Source organism: Streptomyces sp. NPDC040622 (assembly GCF_055593965.1).
Window position 1 is genome coordinate 67,082 of record NZ_JBVIXD010000002.1, and the last position, 20,501, is coordinate 87,582.

Sequence of the window (20,501 nt, forward strand, 5' to 3'; positions counted from 1 at the left end):
CTGAACGGGCGGGGCTCGCGCACCGCCCGTAGGGTGAGCCGAGGGGCACACCCTGGGAGGTTGCCGTGCGCGGAGCCTGTGCACTCGCCGGCGTCACCGTACTGGCCGTCGTCGGAGCGGGCGTGCCGGGCGTGGCCTCGGCCGCCGTCACCGACGGCGGCGGCGGTCGGCCCGATCTGTCGCGCTACTACACGCAGAAGATCAAGTGGGCCGCCTGCAAGGGCGACACCGAGGCCGTGGCGCGGGCCACGGGCGGTGCCAAGGACGTCCGGTGCGGGCACGTGAGCGTCCCCCTCGACTACGCGAAGCCGGCCGCGGGGAGCGTCGACGTCGCCATGATCCGGATGAAGTCCAGCGCGAGCGGTACGCCGCGCGGCTCCCTGCTGCTGAACTTCGGCGGCCCCGGCGGTCCCGGCGTCTCCGCGCTCGCCGGGTCGCAGAAGGACTTCGGCTTCCTCAGCAAGGACTACGACGTGGTCTCCTTCGACCCGCGCGGGGTCGGCCAGAGCGAGCCGGTCAGCTGCGGCGACGCAGGGGAGAACGCCGACCCGGCAGAGGGCGGCCCGGACGACCCGTCCGCCGTACTGGCCGAGCTGCGCAAGGTCGCCAAGGAGTGCGCCGCCAAGTCGGGCCCCGTCCTGCCCCACATGGGCACCGTCAACGTCTCCCGCGACCTGGACGTCATGCGGCAGGCCCTCGGCGACAAGAAGCTGAACTTCCTCGGGTTCTCCTACGGGACGCGGCTCGGCGCCGTCTACGCCGCCCAGTTCCCCAAGAAGGTCGGGCGGATGGTGCTCGACGGCGTCGACACGCTCACCGAGCCCGTCGCCGCGCAGTCCCTCGCGACCGCGGAGGGCCGCCAGACCGCCCTCGACAACTTCCTCGCCTGGTGCACGGGCAACGCCGGGTGCGTCTTCGGCACGGACGCGCGCACCGCACGGCAGGGCATGGTCAAGCTCGTCCGGGACATGGACACGATGCCGCTGCGCTCCGCCGACGGCCAGGAGTTCACCGGACAGGACGTCGTCGGCGTACTCAGTCAGGCCCTGTACAGCAGGCAGGCGTGGCCCGCGCTCTCGCAGGCCCTCGGCGCGCTGCTCGCCGACGGGGACCCGCGGGCGCTGATCCGGATGAGCGGCGGGCTCGCGCACGCGGCGGTGCCCGGGCGCGCAGCCGCCGAGGAGGTCCCCGCGGACAACATGGCCGCCGCCCTGATGGCCGTGAACTGCGCCGACGACCCCGACCGGCCCGACGCCGCCCGCATAGAGAAGGAAGTCGGCCGGCTCCAGGAGGAGTTCGACGAGGCGTCACCCGTCTTCGGCAGGTCGATGCTGATGCCCGTACTGCTGTGCTTCGGGCGGCCGGCGGGGACCAGCTACATCCGTGAGGACGTACGCGACGTGCGGACACCGAAGCTGCTGCTCGTCGGCACGCGCGGCGACCCGGCCACGCCGTACCGCTGGACGGAGGAGACCGCGCGCCGCCTCGGGTCGCAGGCCGTCGTCCTGGACAACAAGGGTGACGGGCACACCGGTTACCTCGCCTCGAAGTGCGTGCAGGACAAGGTCGACGGCTTCCTGCTGTACGGGGAGACGCCGAAGACCGGGAGCTCCTGCGCGGCCGAGTGAGGCCCGGCGGCCCGGTGGGCGGTGGCGCCCGGTGAGCGGTGGCGCCCGGGCTCAGCGCGGCGGCGCCAGGCGGAGCATCGCGGCCTCGTCCGGCGAGCCCTCGGGGGCCTGGTAGACCACCAACCGCTGGCCGCCCGACCGCGCGAGCAGCATGACCTCGTACGTGAGGGTCATCGCGCCGACCCGCGGGTGCTCGAACGACTTGGTGCCGCCGCCGCGCTCACTCACGTCGTACCGCTCCCAGATGCGGGCGAAGTCCGGTGATTTCAGCAGGAGTTCCCCGACGAGCCGGGTCAGCTGCGGCGAGTCGGTGTCGGTGCCGGCGATCGCGCGCAGGTGGGAGACCGACTTGGCGACCGTCTCCTCCCAGGGCCGGTACAGGACGCGGCCCACGGGGTGCAGGAAGACGTACCGCAGGACGTTGCGCTCCTCGGCGGGCCACTCCCACAAGCCCGGGAGCAGCGCCTTGCCGGGGGCGTTCGCGGCCAGCATGTAGCTGTGCCTGCTCACCACGTACGCGGGCAGCGGGGCCACCGCGTCCAGCATGCGCAGGGTGGAGTCGCGGACCGTGTGGTCGGCCGTGGGGTGGGGCTCCGAGAGGCGGCCCGAGGCCAGCTCCGCCAGGTCGCGCAGGCGGTCGTGGGCCTCGCCCGTCAGACGCAGGGCGCGGGCCAGGGCGTCGATGACGGCGGGGGAGGGGTTCGTCTCGCGGCCGCGCTCCAGGCGCGTGTAGTAATCGACGCTCACCCCGGCCAGCGTGGCGAGTTCCTCGCGGCGCAGGCCCGGCGTACGGCGGATCCCGGCGCCCGTTGGCAGGCCCGCCTCCGCGGGGGTGACGCGGGCCCTGCGGGCGCGGAGGTAGCGGCCCAGCTCGGTGCCGGTCGCGGCGCCCGTTCCCGTCCCGTTGCCCGTCGCCGGGTGCGTGATGATATCCGTCATCCGGCCATTGTCCCCGGTCGGTTTCCGGTCTGGGGGGCCGTGTCAGGGCCAGGAACGCGGCACCCCGGTGAGCTGCGGCCTGCCACCCCGGACGGCGGGGGCCCAGAGTAGGGGTTGTTGCGGGCGGCAGGACCACCGCGGCCCAGGGGGTGCACGACACCGGGCCGCGGCCGCGGTGGCCTTCGCCGCCCGCACGTGACGTTGCCGACCGCCGTTCGTGCCGTCCTGTCTCGCCGCTGCGCGGCGAGGGCCGGTGCGTGGCGGCGGGCTCTCTCCCCCCGACCGCGCTGCTGGATCCCCGTCGCTCCGCGGCCTCCCCACCCGACGATTCGGAGGCGTTCCGTGCCCGCTCTTCTCGCTGCCCGGCCCACCCGGGCCCGTACGCCGCAACCCGCCACCCGTAGCTCTTCCCCCGTCGCCCTGATCGCCTCCCTCCTCGGCTTCACCGTCATCACCATCGACGTCACCGCCGTGAACATCGCGCTGCCCGACATCCGCGCCACCCTGCACGGCGGCATGGCGGGGCTCCAGTGGGTCGTGGACGCCTACACGCTCATGTTCGCCGCGCTGATGCTGTCCGCCGGGGCGCTCGCCGACCGGGCCGGCGCGAAACGTGCGTACGCCTGGGGCATCGGGCTCTTCACCGCCGCCTCGCTGGCCTGCGCCCTCGCGCCCGGCATCGGCGCGCTGATCGCGGCCCGCGTCGCCCAGGGCGCAGGTGCGGCCGTCGTGATGCCCGCCTCGCTCGCGCTCATCCGGCAGGCGTACGACGACCCGCGCCGCCGCGCCCGCGCCATCGCGCTGTGGACGGTGGGCGGTTCCGCCGCCGTCGCGGTGGGGCCCGTGCTCGGCGGCGTGCTGACGGAGGCCGCCGGATGGCGTTCCGTGTTCCTGCTCAACCTGCCCGTGGGCGCCCTGATCCTGCTCCTCCTCGCCCGCGTCGCGCACTCCCCGCGCCGCCCGGCACCGCTCGACATCGCCGGACAGGTGACGGCCGTACTCGCCCTGGCCGGGCTCGCGTTCGCCGTCATCGAGGGCGGACACCTGGGGTGGACGAGCGCTCCCGTGCTCGCCGCGTTCGCCGTGGCCGTCGCCTCCGGATTCGCCTTCCACGCAGCCGAGAAGCGGCACTCCGCGCCCATGGTCCCGCTCGCGCTGCTGCGGCAGCGTCAGGTCGGGGTCGCCCTCGCGGTCGGCTTCGCGGTGAACGCCGGGTTCTACGGCGTGACGTTCCTCCTCGGCCTCTACTACCAGCAGCTGCGCGGCATGTCGGGCGTCGCGGCGGGCCTGATGTTCGTGCCGCTCGCCGTGCTCATCACGGGCACCAACCTCGTCTCGCCGCGCGCCGCCGAGCGGTTCGGGCGGCGCCGGGTCATCGTGCTCGGGCAGGCGATCCTCGCCCTCGCCATGTTCGTGCTCGTCCCGCTGAGCGACCGCACGCCGCTCTGGCTCGTCCTCGTCCTGCTCGTGCCGACCGGCCTCGGCGGCGCGTTCGCCGTCCCCGCGCTGACCGCCCAGCTCATGGACAGCGTCCCCGGCGAGCGTGCGGGCACGGCCTCCGGACTCCTCAACTCCCTGCGCCAGACCGGCGGCGCGATGTCCGTGGCCCTCTTCGGCGCGCTGCTCGCGGGCGGCGGCGACGGATTCTCCCTCTCCGGCATGCACACGGGCCTCGTCGTCGTGGGCCTCACCCTCTGCGCCACGACCGCGCTGGCGGCGTGGCTGCTGCCCCGGGACTGAGGGGCGGGGTGAGGCCGGCGGGCGCCGTGGCCTACGCCCTCCCGCCCCGTCGGGCGACCGTGAACGCCACCTCGTGGACGGAGTTCCGTGACCCGGGACCCGGCTGTACGCGGCCCGCGCGGTCTCTCGCGCGGGAGCGGACCGTGTGCGGGCCCGGCGCGAGCGTGCGGCGCAGGGAGAAGCCCTGCCAGGCGGGGTCGGCGCCGAGGGCGTCGAGCGTGGCCGGTTCCCAGGGGCCGCCGTCGATCGAGAGATCGAGCCGGACGACCTCCGTCGTACTCCAGGTGCGGCCCCTGAACACCACGGACGGGTGGGTCAGTCCGGCGTCCGGCGAAGGTGAGAGCACCTTGCTGTTGACGTCGAGATCCCGCACCGGCTGCGGCGCCGGGGAACCCGGCGGCGTCCGCGTGTAGAACGTCGTCGTGAACATGTGCTCCGGGCGTTCGTCCGTCAGGACGATCCGCGTCAGCCACTTCACCGAGTTGGTGCCGAACATGCGCGGGACCACGGCCCGCAGCGGGAAGCCGTGCCGGGCGCGCAGGGGCGCGCCGTTCATGCCGTGCGCCAGGAACACCTGGCGGCGCGCGGTCTCCAGCGGCAGGTCCTTGAGGTACGTGAGGCCGTCCTCGCCGTGGAAGGAGCCGGTGTCCGCGCCTTCGAGGAGGACGTGCCGGGCGCCGGGCAGCGGGCCCGCGCGGTCCAGGAGGCCCGCCAGGGGCAGGCCCGTCCACTCCACGTTCGTGACCGCGCGTGTCGGTGTGTCCGGGCGCAACGGGCTGCCGAAGCACTCGTGTACGGCGATGAGCTGCTCGGCGGGCAGGGCGAGGACCGAGGGCAGGTCCAGGCGCAGCGGGCGTTCCACCAGGCCCTCCACCGTCAGTGTCCAGGCGGCCGGGTCGACCTCGGGCAGGCCCAGGTGGGTGCGGACGAAGACGTGGTCCACCGGGGTGACGAAGTCCGGGCCCGGCGCGGGATCCGCCCGGGAGGGGTCCTCCGGCGGTGGCGTCAGCGGCGGAGGGGTGGGCGGCGCGGGCGTCAGGGACGGCGAGGTCATCGGGCGGCTCCCGTTCCGGGTCCCTTTTCAGGTCCCTTTCCAGGCCCCTCCGGTTCGGTGGCCGGATCCGCCGTGCCGTGCTGCGGCTGTACGTCGAATGCCTGCATGGCCAGGAAGAACAGGGCCAGCAGGGCCAGGGACAGAGCTGTGGGCGCTATGAGCATGACGAGAAATCCCCCCGATTCCCGAACTTCTGCAAACCTCGAGATCCTAGGGGGGTTCCGGCGAGCGGCCCACTGGTTTTCGGTGGGTGGGCGGGTCGGAGGGCCGGACCGCCCACGCAGGGCGGACGGGCCCACCCACGGACGGCGGACAGGCCCACCGGCGCACGGCGGGCGGGCGCGGCCACCCATGTGACCGGGGCGGCTCCCTGTCACGGAGCCGCCCCGGCCACGCTCACCCACGCAGCGGTTCAGCGGTTCAGCAGTTGCTCCGCGCCCGCTTCCCCGCGAAGCGGTCCGCCAGCCACTGGGCCGCGAACGGCGACTGCGTGATCACGCCGCTGACGTGCTCGCCGACCGGCACCGTGTGCCACTCGACGTTCGCGCCCCGCGCGCACCAGTCCTCGCGGACCTGCTTGCCCACGCCGTACGGGATCAGCTCGTCGGCGAGCGCGTGGTACTGGTACACGGGCGCGTCCGGCTTGACCGTGCCGACCCGCGACTCGTCCAGGCGCCGCTGCCAGTCGGGCTGTTCGAGGGGGTTCTTCGTCGTCATCGACGCGATCGACTTGAAGGAGCCGAGCACCGCGCCGTCCGCGACGCAGCTGTTCTTCATGGCGCCGATGAGCTTCTGGCCCACCGGGTTGAGGTAGGAGTCCAGCTTCAGTTCGGGGAAGGCCGCGTTCTGGCCGATCGCCGCCATGAAGATCAGGCCCGAGCCGTACGAGCCGTCGTTGAACTTCGCCACCTTGCGCAGGTCGCCGGGGACGCCGCCGGTGGCCGTGCCCTTGACGTCCAGGTCGGGGGCGTAGGAGCCGTGCAGCTCGGCCGCCCACGACGAGGCCTGGCCGCCCTGCGAGTAGCCCATGATGCCGACCGGCGAGTTCTTCGCGAGGCCCGCCTCGGGGAGCCGGATCGCGGCGCGGGCGGCGTCCAGCATGGCCTGGCCCTCGGCGCGGCCCACCGTGTAGGTGTGGTCGCCCGGCGTGCCGAGGCCCTCGTAGTCGGTGACGGCCACCGCCCAGCCGCGCAGGGTGAGTTGCTGGATGAGGTTGGCTTCCACGGTGGTGCCCTTGGGGAAGCCGGCGCTGGGCGCGCAGTGGTCACCGACGCCGACGGTCCCGACGGCGTACGTGATGAGGGGGCGCGGTCCCTGTCTGCCGTCCTGGGGCACGATGACCGTGCCCGACACGGTGTTCGGCTCGCCCTTGGCGGTGGTCGACCGGTAGTTGATCTTCCACGCCTTGGTGTTGGTCGGCTGTCCCGGCAGCGGGTGGAAGCTGCTCGGTTCGGAGGTCACGATGTCGCCGGGGGACCCGGGGGCGCCCTCGTCGGCGTGTGCCGCGGTGAGCGGGACGACGGCCGACAGGCCGAGCGCGGCCACCACGGCCCACGCTCCGAGCCCGGTACGTGTGTGCATGCGGCTCTCCCAACTGTCCTCAGGGGCTGGGGTGTTCCGGGAAAGACCGTAGTGACTTGCGAGTAAGTACGGGGCTGACCGGGACGCTCACCTTCGTTGACCCCGGCTCGCAGGTATCCGGCGCGCCGCCCCGGCGCTACGTTCACAGAGGGTGGCAGCCGCCGGCCCCGACGGCTGCGGGACCCCACCAGCCGACTCCGAACGGAGCCCCACCATGGCGGAAGAGAACGGCTCGCCGCGGCCCGCCCGGTTCGAGCAGGCGCTGGCCTGCTTCCACGAGGCCCGTGACCTGACCGACCCCGAGGAGTCCCCGGGCGTCTACGGCGTCATCCTGCACGACATCGCCGACACCTACCGCGACGCCCACGACCTCAAGGAGGCCGTGGAACACTTCCGGCAGGCCGTCTCGTACAAGCAGCGCGCCGACAACCCGAGCGACCTCGCCACGACGATGACCGCGCTGGCCAACACCCTGGTCACGATGGGCGAGCGGACCGAGGCGCGGGACGTCCTGGAGCGGATCGTCGCCGCCGCCCCGGAGATCGCGGACCGCGAGCGGCGGGCGGCCGTGCTGCACAACGTGGCGCTCACCTACGAGGAGTTGGGCCACTCCGGCCTGGCGGGCGCGTACGCCGACGGGGTCGCGACCTGTCGGGCCGTGCTCATGCTGATCGACGGCGACACCGACCCCGGCTGGTACGCCTCCGTCCTCAAAGACATGGGTGACGGCTACGAGGCGCAGGACATGCTGGCGCGGGCGCACGCCGCCTACGAGGAGGCCGTGCGCTTCACGCGGCGCATCGAGGGGCAGCCCGCCTCGCTGATCACCGTGCTGATCGCGCTCGGCCGCACCAGCAGGCGGCTCGGCAAGGCGGAGGGGGAGACGGACGTGTCGGCCGACGGCGCGCTGGTCAACGGCGCCGTGTTCGACGCCGAGGCGGCTCAGCGGCGCGGTGCGGGCTCCGGGGGGCCGTCGGACGCGGCCCCGGGCGACGCGGCGTCCGGCGGCCGGGCCGACGGCGCGGCTCCCGAGGGGCCGCCGGACGGCGAGGAACCGTAGGGAGGCGGGCCGCAGGGGCGTTCCGTCTCGGTGCGGTACGCCCCGGGGGTCGTGCCCGTCCACCGCCGGAACGCGCGGTGGAAGGCGGTGTCCTCGGAGAAGCCGAGGCGCGCCGCGAGCTCCGCGATCGGCTCACGGCCCTCCGCGAGGCCGGCGATCGCCGCGTCCCTGCGCACCGCGTCCTTCAGCTGCTGGTACGAGGTGGACTCCTGGGCGAGGCGGCGGCGCAGCGTCGCCGGGCTCACCGCGAGGCGCGCCGCGAGCTCGCCGAGCGAGGGCAGCCGCGGCGAGGAGCGCAGGCCGCGGGCGAGGGCGCGGCGGACCTGCTCGGCGACCGTCGTGCCGTACTCGCGCCGGGTGAGCAGCTCGAAGGGCGCCCCGCGCAGCATCTCCGCCAGCGCGTCCTCGTCCCTGACCAGCGGCGCGTCCAGCCAGTGCGCGGCGAAGCCCGCGCCGGTGCGCTCGGCGCCGAACCGCACGGGGCAGCCGAAGAGCAGCTCGTACTCGTCCTTGTGCGGGGGCGGCGGATGCCCGAACCCGGCCCAGCGCAGCGGGATGCGGCGGCCGATCAGCCAGCTGCACAGGCGGTGCCAGATGATGACGAGGCACTCGGCGAGGAAGTAGTCCTGTTCGAGGTCGTTGCGGACGCCGAACACCGCCTCGTCGCCGCGCCGTTCGAGAACGAGGTCAGGGCCGCCGGGGAACAGGCCGTAGAAGGTGACGCCCCGCCGCACCGCGGCCCCCAGGTCACGGCAGCCCAGCGAGGCCTGGCACATCATCGCGAACGTCCCCGGCCTGCTGACCGCGGAGCCGAGGCCCAGGAACTCGTCCTGCGTGACGCGGTACAGCTCCCGGAAGAGCCGGGCGAACTGGGGTGCGGTCACCCGGGCCCGGTCGTCGCCCAGGAGCAGCGGCGGTATCTGGGCCCCGCGCAACAGCGGCACGGTGTCCACGCCGCTGCGCTCGGCGCCGCGCAGCACGGCCCGCACATGGTGCACGGTGATCGTCCGCCTGGCCATGCCATGACGTTAACGCCGCGGGGCGCGACCCGACACACCCCGTGGGCCGCCCGTTGAGCGCCAGGGTCAGTCGTGCTGACGTTTCGCGTCATCCCGGGCGCCGGGCGCGCTCCTTAGCGTCGTAGGCATGCAGCAGACGCGGAAGGACCCTCTGACGCCGTCCGAACTCCCCGACTCGCTGGCCGTGCTGGGGGAGTGGGCGGCGGAACGCCACGGCACGCTGCCCGCCCTGCGCTTCCGGAGTGAGGGGACGTGGACGGAGCTCTCGTACGTCGAACTCCGGGACGCCGCACGCCGGGTGGGCCGGTATCTGCTCGCGCTGGGTGTCCGGCCGGACGACCGGGTGGCGGTCCTCGCCGAGACGCGGCCCGAGTGGACGTGCACCCACTTCGGCGTCCTCGCGGCGGGCGCGGTCGTGGTGCCGGTGTATCCGACGGCGGGCGACGAGGAGGTCGCCTGGGTGGTGGCGGACTCCGGTGCGACGGTGGTGATCTGCGAGGACGAGGCCCAGGCGGCCAAGGTCGAGGGGCTGCGGGACCGCTTCCCCGGCGTGCGCCACGTGGCCCTCATGACCCGGGAGCCGTCCGAACTCGCGCCCCTCGGTGATCTGTTGGCGCGCGCGGAGGCCCGCACGGGCGGCGACCTTGCCACCATCATCTACACCTCGGGCACCACAGGGCCGCCCAAGGGCTGTCTGCTGACGCACGGCAACCTGCTGGCCGTGCAGGCCGCCACCGTGCCGCTGATCGAGGGCGGACCCGGCGACTCGACGTACCTCTATCTGCCGCTCGCCCATCTGCTGGCCCAGCTCATCGAGTTCACCACGCTCATCGAGGGCGGCGCGCTCACCTTCTTCGGCGGGCGCATCGAGGACGTCGTCGCCGAACTGGCCGAGGCCCGGCCCACCCACCTGCCGTCCGTGCCGCGCCTCTTCGAGAAGGTGCGGTCGGTGGTGCTCTCGCTCGCCGAGGCGCAGGAGGGCGGGCGCGACCGGTTCGAGGAGGCCGTGCGCATCGGGGTCCTCGCCGCCGACGGCGTCCTCCCGCCCGAGCTGGAAGACGCCCACCAGGCCGCCGACAAGGCGCTGTACGGCCTGGTGCGGCAGGCGCTCGGCGGACGCGTCCGGTGGGCGGTGACCGGCGGCGCGCCGATCGCGCCGGACACCATCGACTTCCTGCGGGCGTGCGGCATCGCGGTCTACGAGGGGTACGGGATGACGGAGTCCGCGGGCGTCCTCACCCTCAACCATCCGGGGGCCGTCAGGTACGGGACCGTCGGCCGCGCCGTGGACGGCGTTCAGCTGCGCATCGCGGACGACGGCGAGGTCCTGGCCCGCGGGGCCATGGTCTTCCCCGGCTACCACAACAACCCGGCGGCCACCCGGGACGCCCTCGACCCCGACGGCTGGCTGCACACCGGGGACCTCGGCGCGCTCGACGAGGACGGCTACCTCACGATCACCGGCCGCAAGAAGGACCTCATCATCACGTCCGGCGGCAAGAACCTCACGCCCTCGCTGAGCGAACTGGCCATCCAGAACTCGCGGTTCGTTTCCCGGGCCGTGATGGTCGGCGACCGCCGCCCCTACCCGGTCGCGCTCATCACGCTGGACGCCGAGGAGGTCACCGGCTGGGTGGCGCGGGAAGGGGTGACGCTGACCGGGCCCGCCTCCCGCGACCCGCGCGTCCGCGCCCTGGTCCAGGAAGCGGTGGACGCCGCCAACGCCACGGTCTCCCGGCCCGCCCGCATCCGCGGGTTCGCGCTGCTCGACGAGGACTTCACGGTCGAGGAGGGGCTGCTCACGCCGAGCCTGAAGGTGCGCAGGAAGGCCGTCACGGAGCGGTACGCGGGGGTGGTGGAGGGGCTGTACGAGCGGGGCCCGGGTGCGGGGGCGGAGACTACTGGACCCCCGCGAGGCGCAGCAGCGCCGTAGTCGCCGCGGCGCCCACCACGACCACGGCGAACGGCGCCCTGCGCCAGGCCAGCGCCCCGCCGGCCAGCACTCCGGCGGGCCTGGCCCACCCCGCGAAGTCCTGGCCCTCGGTGAGCGCGCCGGTGGCGAGCAGCGCGACCAGCAGCACGGTGGCGCCGACGGTCAGCAACTCCTGCATACGGGACGGGAGTTCGACGCGTCCGTGCAGGACGGGCCCGGCCAGGCGGAAGACGTAGGTCCCCGCGGCCAGGGCGAGGACGCAGGCGAGCGTGGCGTTCATGCGGCACTCCTCGAGGAGTCGGGGCGCGAAGAGCCGGGGATCGAAGAGCCGGGGTGGGGGCGGCGGGGCCCGCGCCGCGCGGCGAGCAGGCCGAGCAGGGCGAGCAGCACCGGCACCCCGGCGGGCAGCAGCGGTGCGGCGGCCACGGCGATGACGGCACCGGCCGCCGAGGCCCGCCGTGCCGCGCTGTCGGAGCGCAGCGCGGGCAGTACCAGGGCGAGCAGGACCGCGGGGAAGGCGGCGTCGAGCCCGAACCGGTCGGTGTCGCCGAGCGCGGAGCCTGCGAGGGCGCCCACGAGCACGCTGAGGTTCCACGCGACGAACAGGCCGGTGCCGGCGATCCAGAAGGCGGCCCTGCGCTGCCTGCGGCCCCGCTGGGCGAGGACGAACGCGGCGGTCTCGTCCGTCACGAGGTGCGCGCCGATCAGCCGTGCCGTCCAGGAGCGGCCGAGGTCGTCGGCGAGGGCCAGACTGAAGGCGGCGGTACGGGAGTTGAGCAGCAGACCGGTCGCCGCCGCGGCCACCGGCCCGCCGCCCGCGGTGAGGATGCCGACCGCGCTGAACTGGGCGGAGCCCGCGTACACGAGCAGCGACATGAGGACCGGCACCCACACCGGGAGTCCGCCGCCGACGGCGATGGCGCCGAAGGAGATGCCGACGACGGCGTCGGCGAGCCAGACGAGCGCGATGTCGCGCAGGACGCCGGGTGGCAGGTCGCGGACGCGGACGGGGCCGGTGGACAGGTCGTTCGTTCGGTCGGGCGGGTCGTCTGTTCGGTGTGGCGAACGCATACGTCGTAGGATGGGCGGAGCGGGCCGTGTTCGTCAAGGCGAACGATCGGTCCCCTGTACCGAACGCACGGGGAGAGAGCCGAGGAGAACCAGCCATGACCGACGGGTCCCGCATGCCGCGCGAGTGGGTCGCGGCGGCCCTGCGCCGCGAGCGCACCAGGGCCGGGCTCTCCCTCTCCGAGCTGGCCAAACGTGCGGGCATCGCGAAGTCCACGCTCTCCCAGCTGGAGGCGGCGACCGGCAACCCCGGCATCGAGACGCTCTGGTCGCTCGCGGTCGCGCTCGGCGTCCCCTTCAGCGTGCTCGTGGAGTCGCCCGCCCCGGCGGTGACGGTGATCCGCGCGGGCGAGGGTCCGACGATGCACGCCGAGAACTCGTCGTACGCGGGCACGCTGCTCTCGGCGGGGCCCACCGGCGTGCGGCGCGACATCTACCACGGGGCGCTGGAGCCCGGTGCCCCCCGCGAGTCCGACCCGCACATCCCGGGCTCGGTGGAACACCTCGTCATCAGCACGGGCCGACTGCTGGCGGGCCCACGCGGCGAGGCGGTGGAACTGGCCCCTGGCGACTACATGTCGTACCGAGGCGACGTCCCGCACTCCTACGAGGCCCTGACCCCGGACACGACCTTCGTGATGATCATGCAGCACGTGTAGGGCCGGGGGCGGGAAGCTCAGGGGTGAGGGGGGCGCCGCGGTCTCCCCAGGGGCGCGGGGAACGGCGCAGTCTTTCCGGGGGCGCGGGGAACTGCGCAATCTTTGAGGGGCGCGGGGAACGGCGCAGTCCTTTCAGGGGCGCGAGGAACGGCGCGACCAGCCCTCTCCGGCCCGCGGACACAAACGCCCCCCGCCCCCCACCCCCTCACCCCTTCCGAGGCCGAACGGCCAGCAACCGCTCGCGCAGCGCCGTCAGCTGATGCGACGTGTCCACGGCCCGCGCCTCGTCCAGCGTGGTCAGCGCCAGCAGCAGCGCGTCCGCGACCACCAGCGCGGTCAGCGCCTCCGTGGTGATGCCCGTGGGCGTGTGCGGCGCGGTCAGGACGGCGTCGACCCGCGACCCGTACAGTTCCGCCAGTTCGTCCGTGACCAGGACGACCCGCGCGCCGACCGCCCGCGCCCGCTCGATCAGGACCGACAGTTCGGTCAGCGCCCGGCCGGGCTGGAAGATGACCACCGCGTCGCCCTGGCGGATGCCGAGCAGCGCGTCGGCGAGCGCGAAGCCGGTCGCGCCGGCGTAGCGGGAGCGGCGCCCGATGCGGCCGAGCGCCAGCGCCAGGTGCCGGGCCGCCAGTTCGGATGCGGCCACGCCGTAGCAGTGGATCTCGGCGGCCTCCGCGAGCGCCTCGACCGCCGTGCGCAGCGCGTCGTCGGGGGTGAGCCTGCGGGCGTGCTCGATGCGTTCCTGGGCCTCGTCGAAGACCTCGTCCCAGATGTCGCCGAGGTCCCTGCCGACGTGCGCGATGCGCTGTCGCAGACGGACCTCCGGCGCCACCGTCGAGGTGAAACCGGACGCCAACTCCCGCTTGAGCGCGGGCAGTCCGGCGTACCCGAGGCGCTGCAGGGCGCGCACCACGGTGGCGTTGCTGGTGCCGCTCGCGGTGCCGAGCTCCTGCGCGCTGGCGAACAGCAGGGACTCGGGCGGCGCGCTCGTCAGGTACCGGGCGACGGCACGTTCGGAGGCCGACAGGGACTCCCACTGGTCGCGCACGGCGGAACGCAGCCGTTCAAGGCCCTCTGAAATTTCCATTACGGCTATTGACTCTCGTGTGACGGCGGTTACTCTCCTGGGCAACGCATTCCAAGAGGAGAGCATCTTGTAATCGACGTTACAACACGTCGTGGCGAAGGCTCTCCGTCGCTAGGAGAACAATGGCACCCCGCACCCTCCCCGTGATCGAGATCTCCGGTTCGCCCACCGACCGCGGCCGCCAGTACGGCGAGGCGGTCCGCCCCCGGATCCACGCCGCCATCGGCTACTACGAGGAGGCGTTCGGCCACTCCGCCGGGCTCACCTGGGACCGTGTCACGGCCCGCGCCGCCCGTTGGCTGGAGCCCGTCCGCGCCTACGCGCCCCACCTCGTGGACGAGATGCGGGGCATCGCCGACGGCGCCGGCGTCGGCCTGCTCGACGTGCTCGCGCTCAACGCCCGGGGCGAGGTCATCTACGACCGCTCGTTCGCCGACATGGCAGAACCGGCGGACGGCCTCCCCGCCGAGGAGAAGCCCGCCGAGGAGGAGCCCGCCGAGGGCTGCACCTCCTTCGCCGCCTACGCGGAGGCCAGCGGCGACGGCCACGTCTACGCCGGACAGAACTGGGACTGGCGCGCGGGCGTCGCCGACACCGTCGTCATGCTGCGGATCGTGCAGCCCCCGAAGCCCACCCTGATCATGCAGGTCGAGGCGGGCCAGATAGGCCGCCAGGGCGCGAGCTCCGCGGGCATCGCGCTCAACGCCAACGGTCTCGGCGGCCGCTTCGACGACACGATCGGCCTCCCGCAGACCGTCGTGCGCCGCAGCGTCCTGGACCAGAGCACCATCACCGACGCCCTCGACGTGCTGTGCCGCACCCGCGCCCACATCGCCAGCAACGCCCTGCTGACCTGCCGCGAAGGCTTCGCCGTCGACCTGGAGACGACCCCCGCGGGCCACGGCTGGATGTACCCGACGGACGGCCTCCTGGTACATGGCAACCACTACCAGGCGGGCATCCCCGCCGCCCTCGCCGCCGACTACCGCCCCCTGTCGTCCGACTCCCTGGTCCGCGTGCCGCGCGCCGAGCAGGGCCTGCGGGCACTGCGCGCCTCCACCGGACCCGAGGAGTCCCGCTCGATCGTCAAGGAGGCGATGTCCGACCACCTCGGCCTGCCGGAGTCGCTGTGCACCCACCCCGACCCGCGCCGGGCCGCCGTCAAGCACTGGGCCACCCTCGTCTCCTCCTGCGTGGACCTCACCAGCGGCGACTACCACGTGACAGCGGGCACCCCGTGCGACCGCGACTACCAGCACATGCCCTGGAACCTCTACGACGGACCGTACGGAGACCACTCATGAGCACGCCGAGAGCGGTGCGCGCGGCCACGGCGGGCCTCGCCGCCACCGCCCTGCTCGCCACCGCCTCCTGCAGCGGCGCCGACCTGGCCACCACCGGCGGCACCCCCGCCGACGCCGCCAGGCTGAAGCTGTCCGCCACGACCCCCGCCGCCCAGGGGCGGCAGGACAGGGCGAACTGGCTCCTGGAGGACGAGCCCGACTCGCTCGACCTCGACACCCAGGGCTCCAGCGCGGGCCGCGTCGTCCTCACCAACGTCTGCGAACGGCTCTACCAACTGCGGCCCGACATGAGCGTCGCGCCGCACCTCGCCGCCAAGGCCCGTACCCCCGACGACCGGACCCTGGTCCTGACCGTCCGTGACGGCGTCACCTTCCACGACGGCTCGAAGCTCACCGCCGACGACGTGCTGTGGAGCCTGCGGCGGCACGCCGACCCCGACATGGAACAGGCCGACGAGTTCGGCAACGTCCGCTCCATGAAGAAGACCGGCGACCGCGAGATCACCCTCCGCTTCAAGGCCCCCGACGCCCTCTTCACCAAGGCACTCGCCGGTGACGCGGGCATCGTGTGGAACAAGCGGCAAGTCACCGCGTCAGGAAAGGAGTTCGGAACCCCCGGCCAGGACGACGCCTGCTCGGGACCGTACGAACTGACCGGCTGGAAGTCCGGCGACTCCCTCACCATCGAGGCGTACGACGGGTACTGGGGCAAGCGGCCGCACACCCGCCGCGTCACCTTCCGCTGGGCCTCCGACAGCGCCCTGGTGAACGCCCTGAAGACGGGCGCGGCCGATGGCGCCTACGCCGAATCCCCGAACACCGCCTCCGCCCTGCGCGGCGCCAAGGGCCTTGACCAGCACTACGGTCCCTCCACCGCCTCGCTCGTCCTCATCCCGACGGCCCGCGGCGGCCTGCAGGACCCGCAGATCCGCCGCGCGCTGTCCCTCTCCATCGACCGCACCGGCATCGCCCGGTCCGGCTACGGCGGCCTCGTGCAGCCCTGGGCCACCCCCGTCGGCTCCGGGGCGTGGGGCTACGAGAAGCCCCGGTTCGCCGCCGCGCAGAAGAAGCTCGCCGCCGCCGCGCCCGCCTCCCCCTCCGCCGACGACCTCGCCGAGGCCAAGCGCCTGGTGAAGTCCGCGGGCACCCCCACCGACCCCATCGTCATCGGCACCGACAGCAGCCAGGGCCGCACCGTCGTCGCCAACGCCGTGCGCGCGGCCCTCCAGCGGATCGGCCTGAAGGGACAGATCAAGACCGTCCCCACCGCCCAGTTCGAGGAGTTCTACAGCGACCCGCAGGCCCGCGCCGACATCGACGTCCTGGTGGGGGACTGGTACATCTCCAAGGCCGACCCCATGGGCTTCTACGACAACGGCCTCTCCGACTCCCCCAACAACTGGGTCGGCTTCGACGACCCCACGTACGACAAGCTCGTGCGCCGGGCGCTCGGCACCCTCGACGACACCCGGCGCGCGAAGCTCGCCGTCGACGTGCAGCGCCGGTTCGTGGACGCCGCCGTCTGGATCCCGCTCGGCCAGGTGCCGACCGCGCTCGTCCTCGACGACCGCATGACGGGCCCGCCCGCCTCGCAGTCCTACCTCTACTACCCGTGGGCCGCCGAACTCGGCCCGAAGAAGGGCTAGGCGAGTGCCGTGCTGCCCCTCCTGACCCGGATCGCCCGCCGCCTCGCGGGACTCGCGGCGACCCTCTTCGCCGCGTCCTTCGTCATCTTCGCCGCCGTGTACGCGGCGCCGGGCGACCCCGCGGTGTTCCTCGCCGGCGGCCGCGACAAGCTGACCCCGGAACGCCTCGCCACCGTCCGCGCCCAGTACCACCTGGACGAGCCGCTCGTCGTCCAGTACGGCCGCTGGCTCTGGGACTGCGTCCACCTCGACCTCGGCCGGTCCTTCAAGTACAGCGACCAGGTGTCCGACCTCGTCGCGGCCCGCTTCCCGACCACCCTCCAACTCGTCGTCTACGCCACCGTCCTCTTCGTCGTCCTCGGCGTCGGCGCGGGCGTCCTCGCCGCCGTGAAGCGCGCCACCTGGGTCGACTCGCTGGTCGTGGGCGGCACCACGCTCGCCGCCTCCGTGCCGTCCTTCGTCGCCGCCATCGCCCTCGTCTCGCTCTTCGGCGTCCGGCTCGGCTGGTTCCCCGTGACGGGCGGCGGCGAGGGATTCACCGGCACCCTGCGTCATCTCACCCTGCCGGCCCTGTCGTTGGCGCTCGGCGCGCTCGCGATCATCAGCCGGGTGACGCGCCAGGCCATGGCGGACGCGGCCGCCTCCGACCACGTCGAGGCGGCCCGCGCGTCCGGCGTCCCCGAACGGGACATCGTGCGCCGCCACATCCTGCGCAACGCGCTCGGGCCCATCGTCACCATGTGCGGCCTCGTCATGGCCGGCATGCTCGCCGGGACCGTCGTCGTCGAGACGGCGTTCGGCATCAGCGGCATCGGCTCGCTGCTCGTCGGCGCCATCAACACCCACGACTTCCCCGTCGCCCAGGCGGTCCTCCTCCTCATGGTCACCGGCTACATCGTGGTGACCACTCTGGTGGACCTCGCCCACCCCCTGCTGGACCCGCGCGTGAAGGGAGCCACGTCATGACCGCCTCCGCCGTCGCCCCGCCGCCGCCCGCCGTCCGCCACCGGCGTCCCCTCGGCGTGAGCGCCGCCGCGGCCTTCCTTCTTCTGGTCGTCCTCGCCGCCCTCTTCGCCCCGCTGCTCGCCCCCTACGCCCCCGACGCCATCGACCTGTCCTCCTCGCTGGTCGGCACCGGCAGGGAGCACCTGCTCGGCACGGACTCCTCCGGCCAGGACCTGCTCTCGCGCGCCCTGTACGGAGCCCGCACCAGCCTGCTCGCCCCGGTCCTGCTCCTCGCCGTCGCGGCCGCACTCGGCGTCACCCTCGGGGTCCTCGCCGCCTGGCGCGGCGGCTGGGTGGACGCCCTGGTCTCCCGCCTGACGGACGTCATGTACGCCTTCCCCGGCCTGCTGTTCACCGTCCTGATCATCGCCGTCTTCGGCGCGGGGATGACGACGTCGGTCCTCGCGCTCGGCCTCGCCTTCACCCCGACCATCGCCAAGTACACGCGTTCCCTGGCCCTTTCGGAGGCCCGCAAGCCCTATGTCGACGCCTACCGGGTCCTCGGCATGGGCGGCGCCCGCATCTGCGCCGCCCACGTCGTCCCGAACCTCGCCCGCGCCGTCCTCGGCTACCTCGTCGTCCTCTTCGGCGAGGCGCTGATGTCCCTCGCGACCCTCTCCTACTTGGGATTCGGCGCCCAACCACCCTCGTCCGACTGGGGATTGATGGTGCAGGAGGGGCAGGCAGCCGTCGTCCAGGGCGCGCTCCTGCCCGCCATGGTGCCGGGCACCGCCATCGCGCTCGTCGTCGTGTCCTTCAACGTGGTCGGGGTCTGGGCCGCCGACCGGCTAGGGAGCAAGTGAGCCATGACGCTCCTCGACATCAAGGACCTGACGGTCCACCTGCCCGGCGCCGCGCGCCCCGTCCTCGACTCGGTCCGCCTGCACGTCGAACCCGGCGAAGTGGTCGGCCTGGTCGGCGAGTCGGGCTCGGGCAAGTCGACGACGGCCAAGGCGGCCGTCGGACTCTTCCCGCCCGGCGCCGCGGCCCGCGGCACGGTCCGCTTCGCCGGCACGGACGTCCTCGCCCTCACCGGCGAAGAACTCCGCGCCCACCGGGCCGGATCCGTCGCCATGGTCCACCAGGACCCGCGCGCCGCCCTCAACCCGGTACGCCGCATCGGCGACTTCCTCACGGAACGCGGCGCGACCCGCGCCCGCGCGGCCGAACTCCTCGACGCAGTGGGCCTGTCGGAACCCGGCCGCCGCCTGCGCCAGCGCCCCCACGAACTCTCCGGCGGCATGCTCCAGCGCGTCGTCATCGCGGGCGCGCTGGCGGCCGAACCGCGCCTGCTCCTCGCCGACGAGGCGACCAGCGCCCTGGACGTGACGACCCAGGCGGAGATCCTCGCCCTCCTGCGCACCCTGCGCGCCACCCGCGACCTGGGCCTGCTGCTCATCACCCACGACCTGCACCTGGCGGCGGCGTACTGCGACCGCGTGTACGTGATGTACGCGGGCGCGGTGGTCGAGGAACGCACGGCCGACGCCCTGTTCACGACCCCGGCCCACCCCTACACGAGGGGCCTGCTGTCCTGCTCCCCGACCCTGGGCGACCCGACCCCCCTGACCCCCGTCCCCGGCCGGCCCCCGTCCCTGTCGGACACCTTCACGGGCTGCCCGTTCGTCTCGCGCTGCACCGAGGCGGAGGAGGCGTGCGAGACGTGGCGCCCCGAACCCCACGTACTGGACACCACGGGCACGACATCGTGCAGACGAGCCCCGGGCGCGACCGGCGAGACGCAGGAGATGAGCCTCGGATGACCACGGACCCCCTGCTGTCGGCAGACGGCCTCACCAAGAACTACCCCCTCCCCGGAGGGGCGCACCACACGGCTGCGCAGGCCGTGTCCTTCACCGTCGCCCCGGGCGGCGCCCTGGGCATCGTGGGTGAATCCGGCTCCGGCAAGACGACCGTGGCAAGAATGCTGGTGGGTCTGGTCCGCCCCGACAAGGGCGGGATCCGTGTCGCCGGCCGCCCCCGCGAAGCCCGTACTCCCCGGGGCAGGACGGCGAGGCTGGCCCGCGCCAGGGAGATCCAGATGGTCTTCCAGGACCCCTACATCTCCCTGGACCCGCGTCTCACGGCGGCCCAGTGCGTGCGGACGGCGCTGCGCCTGCACGGCAGGGACGAGTCGACGGCCCCCGCGCTCCTGGACCGGGTGGGCCTCGGCACCCGGGAGGCAGGCGCCCGCCCCCGGGAGCTCAGCGGCGGCCAGCGTCAGCGTCTGGCCATCGCGAGGTCGCTCGCCGTGGACCCCCGGGTCCTCGTCCTGGACGAGGCGGTCGCCGCGCTGGACGTGTCGATCCAGGCGCAGATCCTGAAGCTGCTCGGCGAGATCCGCGGGGACACCGGAGTGGCCCTGGTCTTCGTCAGCCACGACCTGGCGGTGGTGCAGCACGTCACGGACGAGGTCCTGGTGATGCGGCGCGGGAAGGTCGTCGAGCAGGGGCCCACGGACGCCGTCCTGAGCGCCCCGCAGGACCCGTACACGAAGCTGCTGCTGGCCTCCGTGCCGGGCAAGGGCTGGAACCCGTCCGCCGCGGTCCACGCCCGCACGGCCCTCACGGGCTGAGGCGCCCCAGGGCCGCACACCCGCGTCCCGGCACTGACGGGACAGACCCGGCTCGGGGCTCGGGGCTCACGGGCCTCGTGCCGAGCCCCGGAGCCGGGGCCCAGGGGACAGAAAAAGGCAGGAGCCCCGCTTCCTCCGCGCAAACGGAGGAGCAGGGCTCCTTGGGTACTGCTATCCATCTCCGGATCTGGGTCACCGGA

18 protein-coding genes are annotated in these 20,501 nt (G+C 73.7%); 11 read left to right on the forward strand and 7 right to left on the reverse strand.

The window, feature by feature from the left end; translation table 11 throughout:
- Positions 1–65 precede the first annotated feature (65 nt).
- The gene (locus ACZ592_RS04680) at positions 66–1,628 is read left to right on the forward strand and encodes an alpha/beta hydrolase (RefSeq protein WP_471580070.1); all 1,563 of its coding nucleotides are present in this window, start codon (positions 66–68) and stop codon (positions 1,626–1,628) included.
- A 51-nt stretch (positions 1,629–1,679) separates the two neighbouring features.
- Here ACZ592_RS04680 and ACZ592_RS04685 read toward each other — a convergent pair whose 3' ends face one another.
- Positions 1,680–2,567: a helix-turn-helix transcriptional regulator gene (locus tag ACZ592_RS04685; RefSeq protein ID WP_471580071.1), complete on the reverse strand. Its 888-nt coding sequence runs from the start codon at positions 2,565–2,567 to the stop codon at positions 1,680–1,682.
- Between the two features lie 342 nt (positions 2,568–2,909).
- Here ACZ592_RS04685 and ACZ592_RS04690 point away from each other — a divergent pair, with 342 nt between their 5' ends.
- Positions 2,910–4,307, forward strand: a complete 1,398-nt coding sequence (locus tag ACZ592_RS04690; protein ID WP_471580072.1) for an MFS transporter — start codon at positions 2,910–2,912, stop codon at positions 4,305–4,307.
- A gap of 31 nt (positions 4,308–4,338) precedes the next feature.
- Here ACZ592_RS04690 and ACZ592_RS04695 read toward each other — a convergent pair whose 3' ends face one another.
- Positions 4,339–5,361 carry a molybdopterin-dependent oxidoreductase gene (locus tag ACZ592_RS04695; RefSeq protein ID WP_471580073.1) on the reverse strand — a complete coding sequence of 341 codons (1,023 nt, stop codon included), beginning with the start codon at positions 5,359–5,361 and terminating at the stop codon, positions 4,339–4,341.
- Between the two features lie 420 nt (positions 5,362–5,781).
- Positions 5,782–6,942: a lipase family protein gene (locus ACZ592_RS04700; RefSeq protein ID WP_471580074.1), complete on the reverse strand. Its 1,161-nt coding sequence runs from the start codon at positions 6,940–6,942 to the stop codon at positions 5,782–5,784.
- Between the two features lie 214 nt (positions 6,943–7,156).
- Between ACZ592_RS04700 and ACZ592_RS04705 the strand changes: the two genes are divergently transcribed.
- Positions 7,157–8,002, forward strand: a complete 846-nt coding sequence (locus ACZ592_RS04705; protein WP_471580075.1) for a tetratricopeptide repeat protein — start codon at positions 7,157–7,159, stop codon at positions 8,000–8,002.
- On the opposite strand, the gene ACZ592_RS04710 is transcribed toward ACZ592_RS04705, so the two are convergent.
- On the reverse strand, positions 7,885–9,021 hold the full coding sequence (locus tag ACZ592_RS04710) for an AraC family transcriptional regulator (protein WP_471580076.1): 1,137 nt from the start codon (positions 9,019–9,021) through the stop codon (positions 7,885–7,887). The genes ACZ592_RS04705 and ACZ592_RS04710 overlap by 118 nt on opposite strands.
- Before the next feature lie 127 nt (positions 9,022–9,148).
- Here ACZ592_RS04710 and ACZ592_RS04715 point away from each other — a divergent pair, with 127 nt between their 5' ends.
- The gene (locus ACZ592_RS04715; RefSeq protein ID WP_471580077.1) at positions 9,149–10,954 is read left to right on the forward strand and encodes an AMP-dependent synthetase/ligase; all 1,806 of its coding nucleotides are present in this window, start codon (positions 9,149–9,151) and stop codon (positions 10,952–10,954) included.
- Here the strand turns inward: ACZ592_RS04715 and ACZ592_RS04720 are convergent.
- Positions 10,920–11,234 carry an AzlD domain-containing protein gene (locus tag ACZ592_RS04720; RefSeq protein ID WP_471580078.1) on the reverse strand — a complete coding sequence of 105 codons (315 nt, stop codon included), beginning with the start codon at positions 11,232–11,234 and terminating at the stop codon, positions 10,920–10,922. The genes ACZ592_RS04715 and ACZ592_RS04720 overlap by 35 nt on opposite strands.
- Complete coding sequence (locus ACZ592_RS04725) at positions 11,231–12,025, reverse strand: AzlC family ABC transporter permease (RefSeq protein ID WP_471580079.1); 795 nt, start codon at positions 12,023–12,025, stop codon at positions 11,231–11,233. The genes ACZ592_RS04720 and ACZ592_RS04725 overlap by 4 nt, the downstream gene beginning before the upstream one ends.
- Positions 12,026–12,120: 95 nt before the next feature.
- On the opposite strand from ACZ592_RS04725, the gene ACZ592_RS04730 reads away from it, so the two are divergent.
- Positions 12,121–12,681 carry a helix-turn-helix domain-containing protein gene (locus ACZ592_RS04730; RefSeq protein ID WP_471580080.1) on the forward strand — a complete coding sequence of 187 codons (561 nt, stop codon included), beginning with the start codon at positions 12,121–12,123 and terminating at the stop codon, positions 12,679–12,681.
- A 205-nt stretch (positions 12,682–12,886) separates the two neighbouring features.
- On the opposite strand, the gene ACZ592_RS04735 is transcribed toward ACZ592_RS04730, so the two are convergent.
- A complete protein-coding gene (locus ACZ592_RS04735; RefSeq protein WP_471580081.1) occupies positions 12,887–13,771 on the reverse strand; it encodes a MurR/RpiR family transcriptional regulator in 885 nt (294 codons plus the stop codon).
- A 122-nt stretch (positions 13,772–13,893) separates the two neighbouring features.
- On the opposite strand from ACZ592_RS04735, the gene ACZ592_RS04740 reads away from it, so the two are divergent.
- The 6 genes from ACZ592_RS04740 to ACZ592_RS04765 are packed head-to-tail and all read left to right on the forward strand — an operon-like array spanning position 13,894 to position 20,301.
- A complete protein-coding gene (locus ACZ592_RS04740) occupies positions 13,894–15,075 on the forward strand; it encodes a C45 family autoproteolytic acyltransferase/hydolase (RefSeq protein ID WP_471580082.1) in 1,182 nt (393 codons plus the stop codon).
- Positions 15,072–16,721, forward strand: coding sequence for an ABC transporter substrate-binding protein (locus tag ACZ592_RS04745; protein ID WP_471580083.1), 1,650 nt, complete (start codon positions 15,072–15,074; stop codon positions 16,719–16,721). The genes ACZ592_RS04740 and ACZ592_RS04745 overlap by 4 nt, the downstream gene beginning before the upstream one ends.
- A gap of 9 nt (positions 16,722–16,730) precedes the next feature.
- A complete protein-coding gene (locus ACZ592_RS04750; protein ID WP_471580084.1) occupies positions 16,731–17,687 on the forward strand; it encodes an ABC transporter permease in 957 nt (318 codons plus the stop codon).
- Positions 17,684–18,529 (forward strand): ABC transporter permease, encoded by an 846-nt coding sequence (locus ACZ592_RS04755; protein WP_471580085.1) that lies wholly within the window; start codon positions 17,684–17,686, stop codon positions 18,527–18,529. The genes ACZ592_RS04750 and ACZ592_RS04755 overlap by 4 nt, the downstream gene beginning before the upstream one ends.
- A gap of 3 nt (positions 18,530–18,532) precedes the next feature.
- Positions 18,533–19,489, forward strand: coding sequence for an ABC transporter ATP-binding protein (locus tag ACZ592_RS04760; RefSeq protein ID WP_471580086.1), 957 nt, complete (start codon positions 18,533–18,535; stop codon positions 19,487–19,489).
- Entirely contained in the window at positions 19,486–20,301 is an 816-nt protein-coding gene (locus ACZ592_RS04765; protein ID WP_471580087.1) for an ABC transporter ATP-binding protein, read from the forward strand. Before ACZ592_RS04760 ends, ACZ592_RS04765 begins: the two co-directional genes overlap by 4 nt.
- Positions 20,302–20,501: the final 200 nt, after the last annotated feature.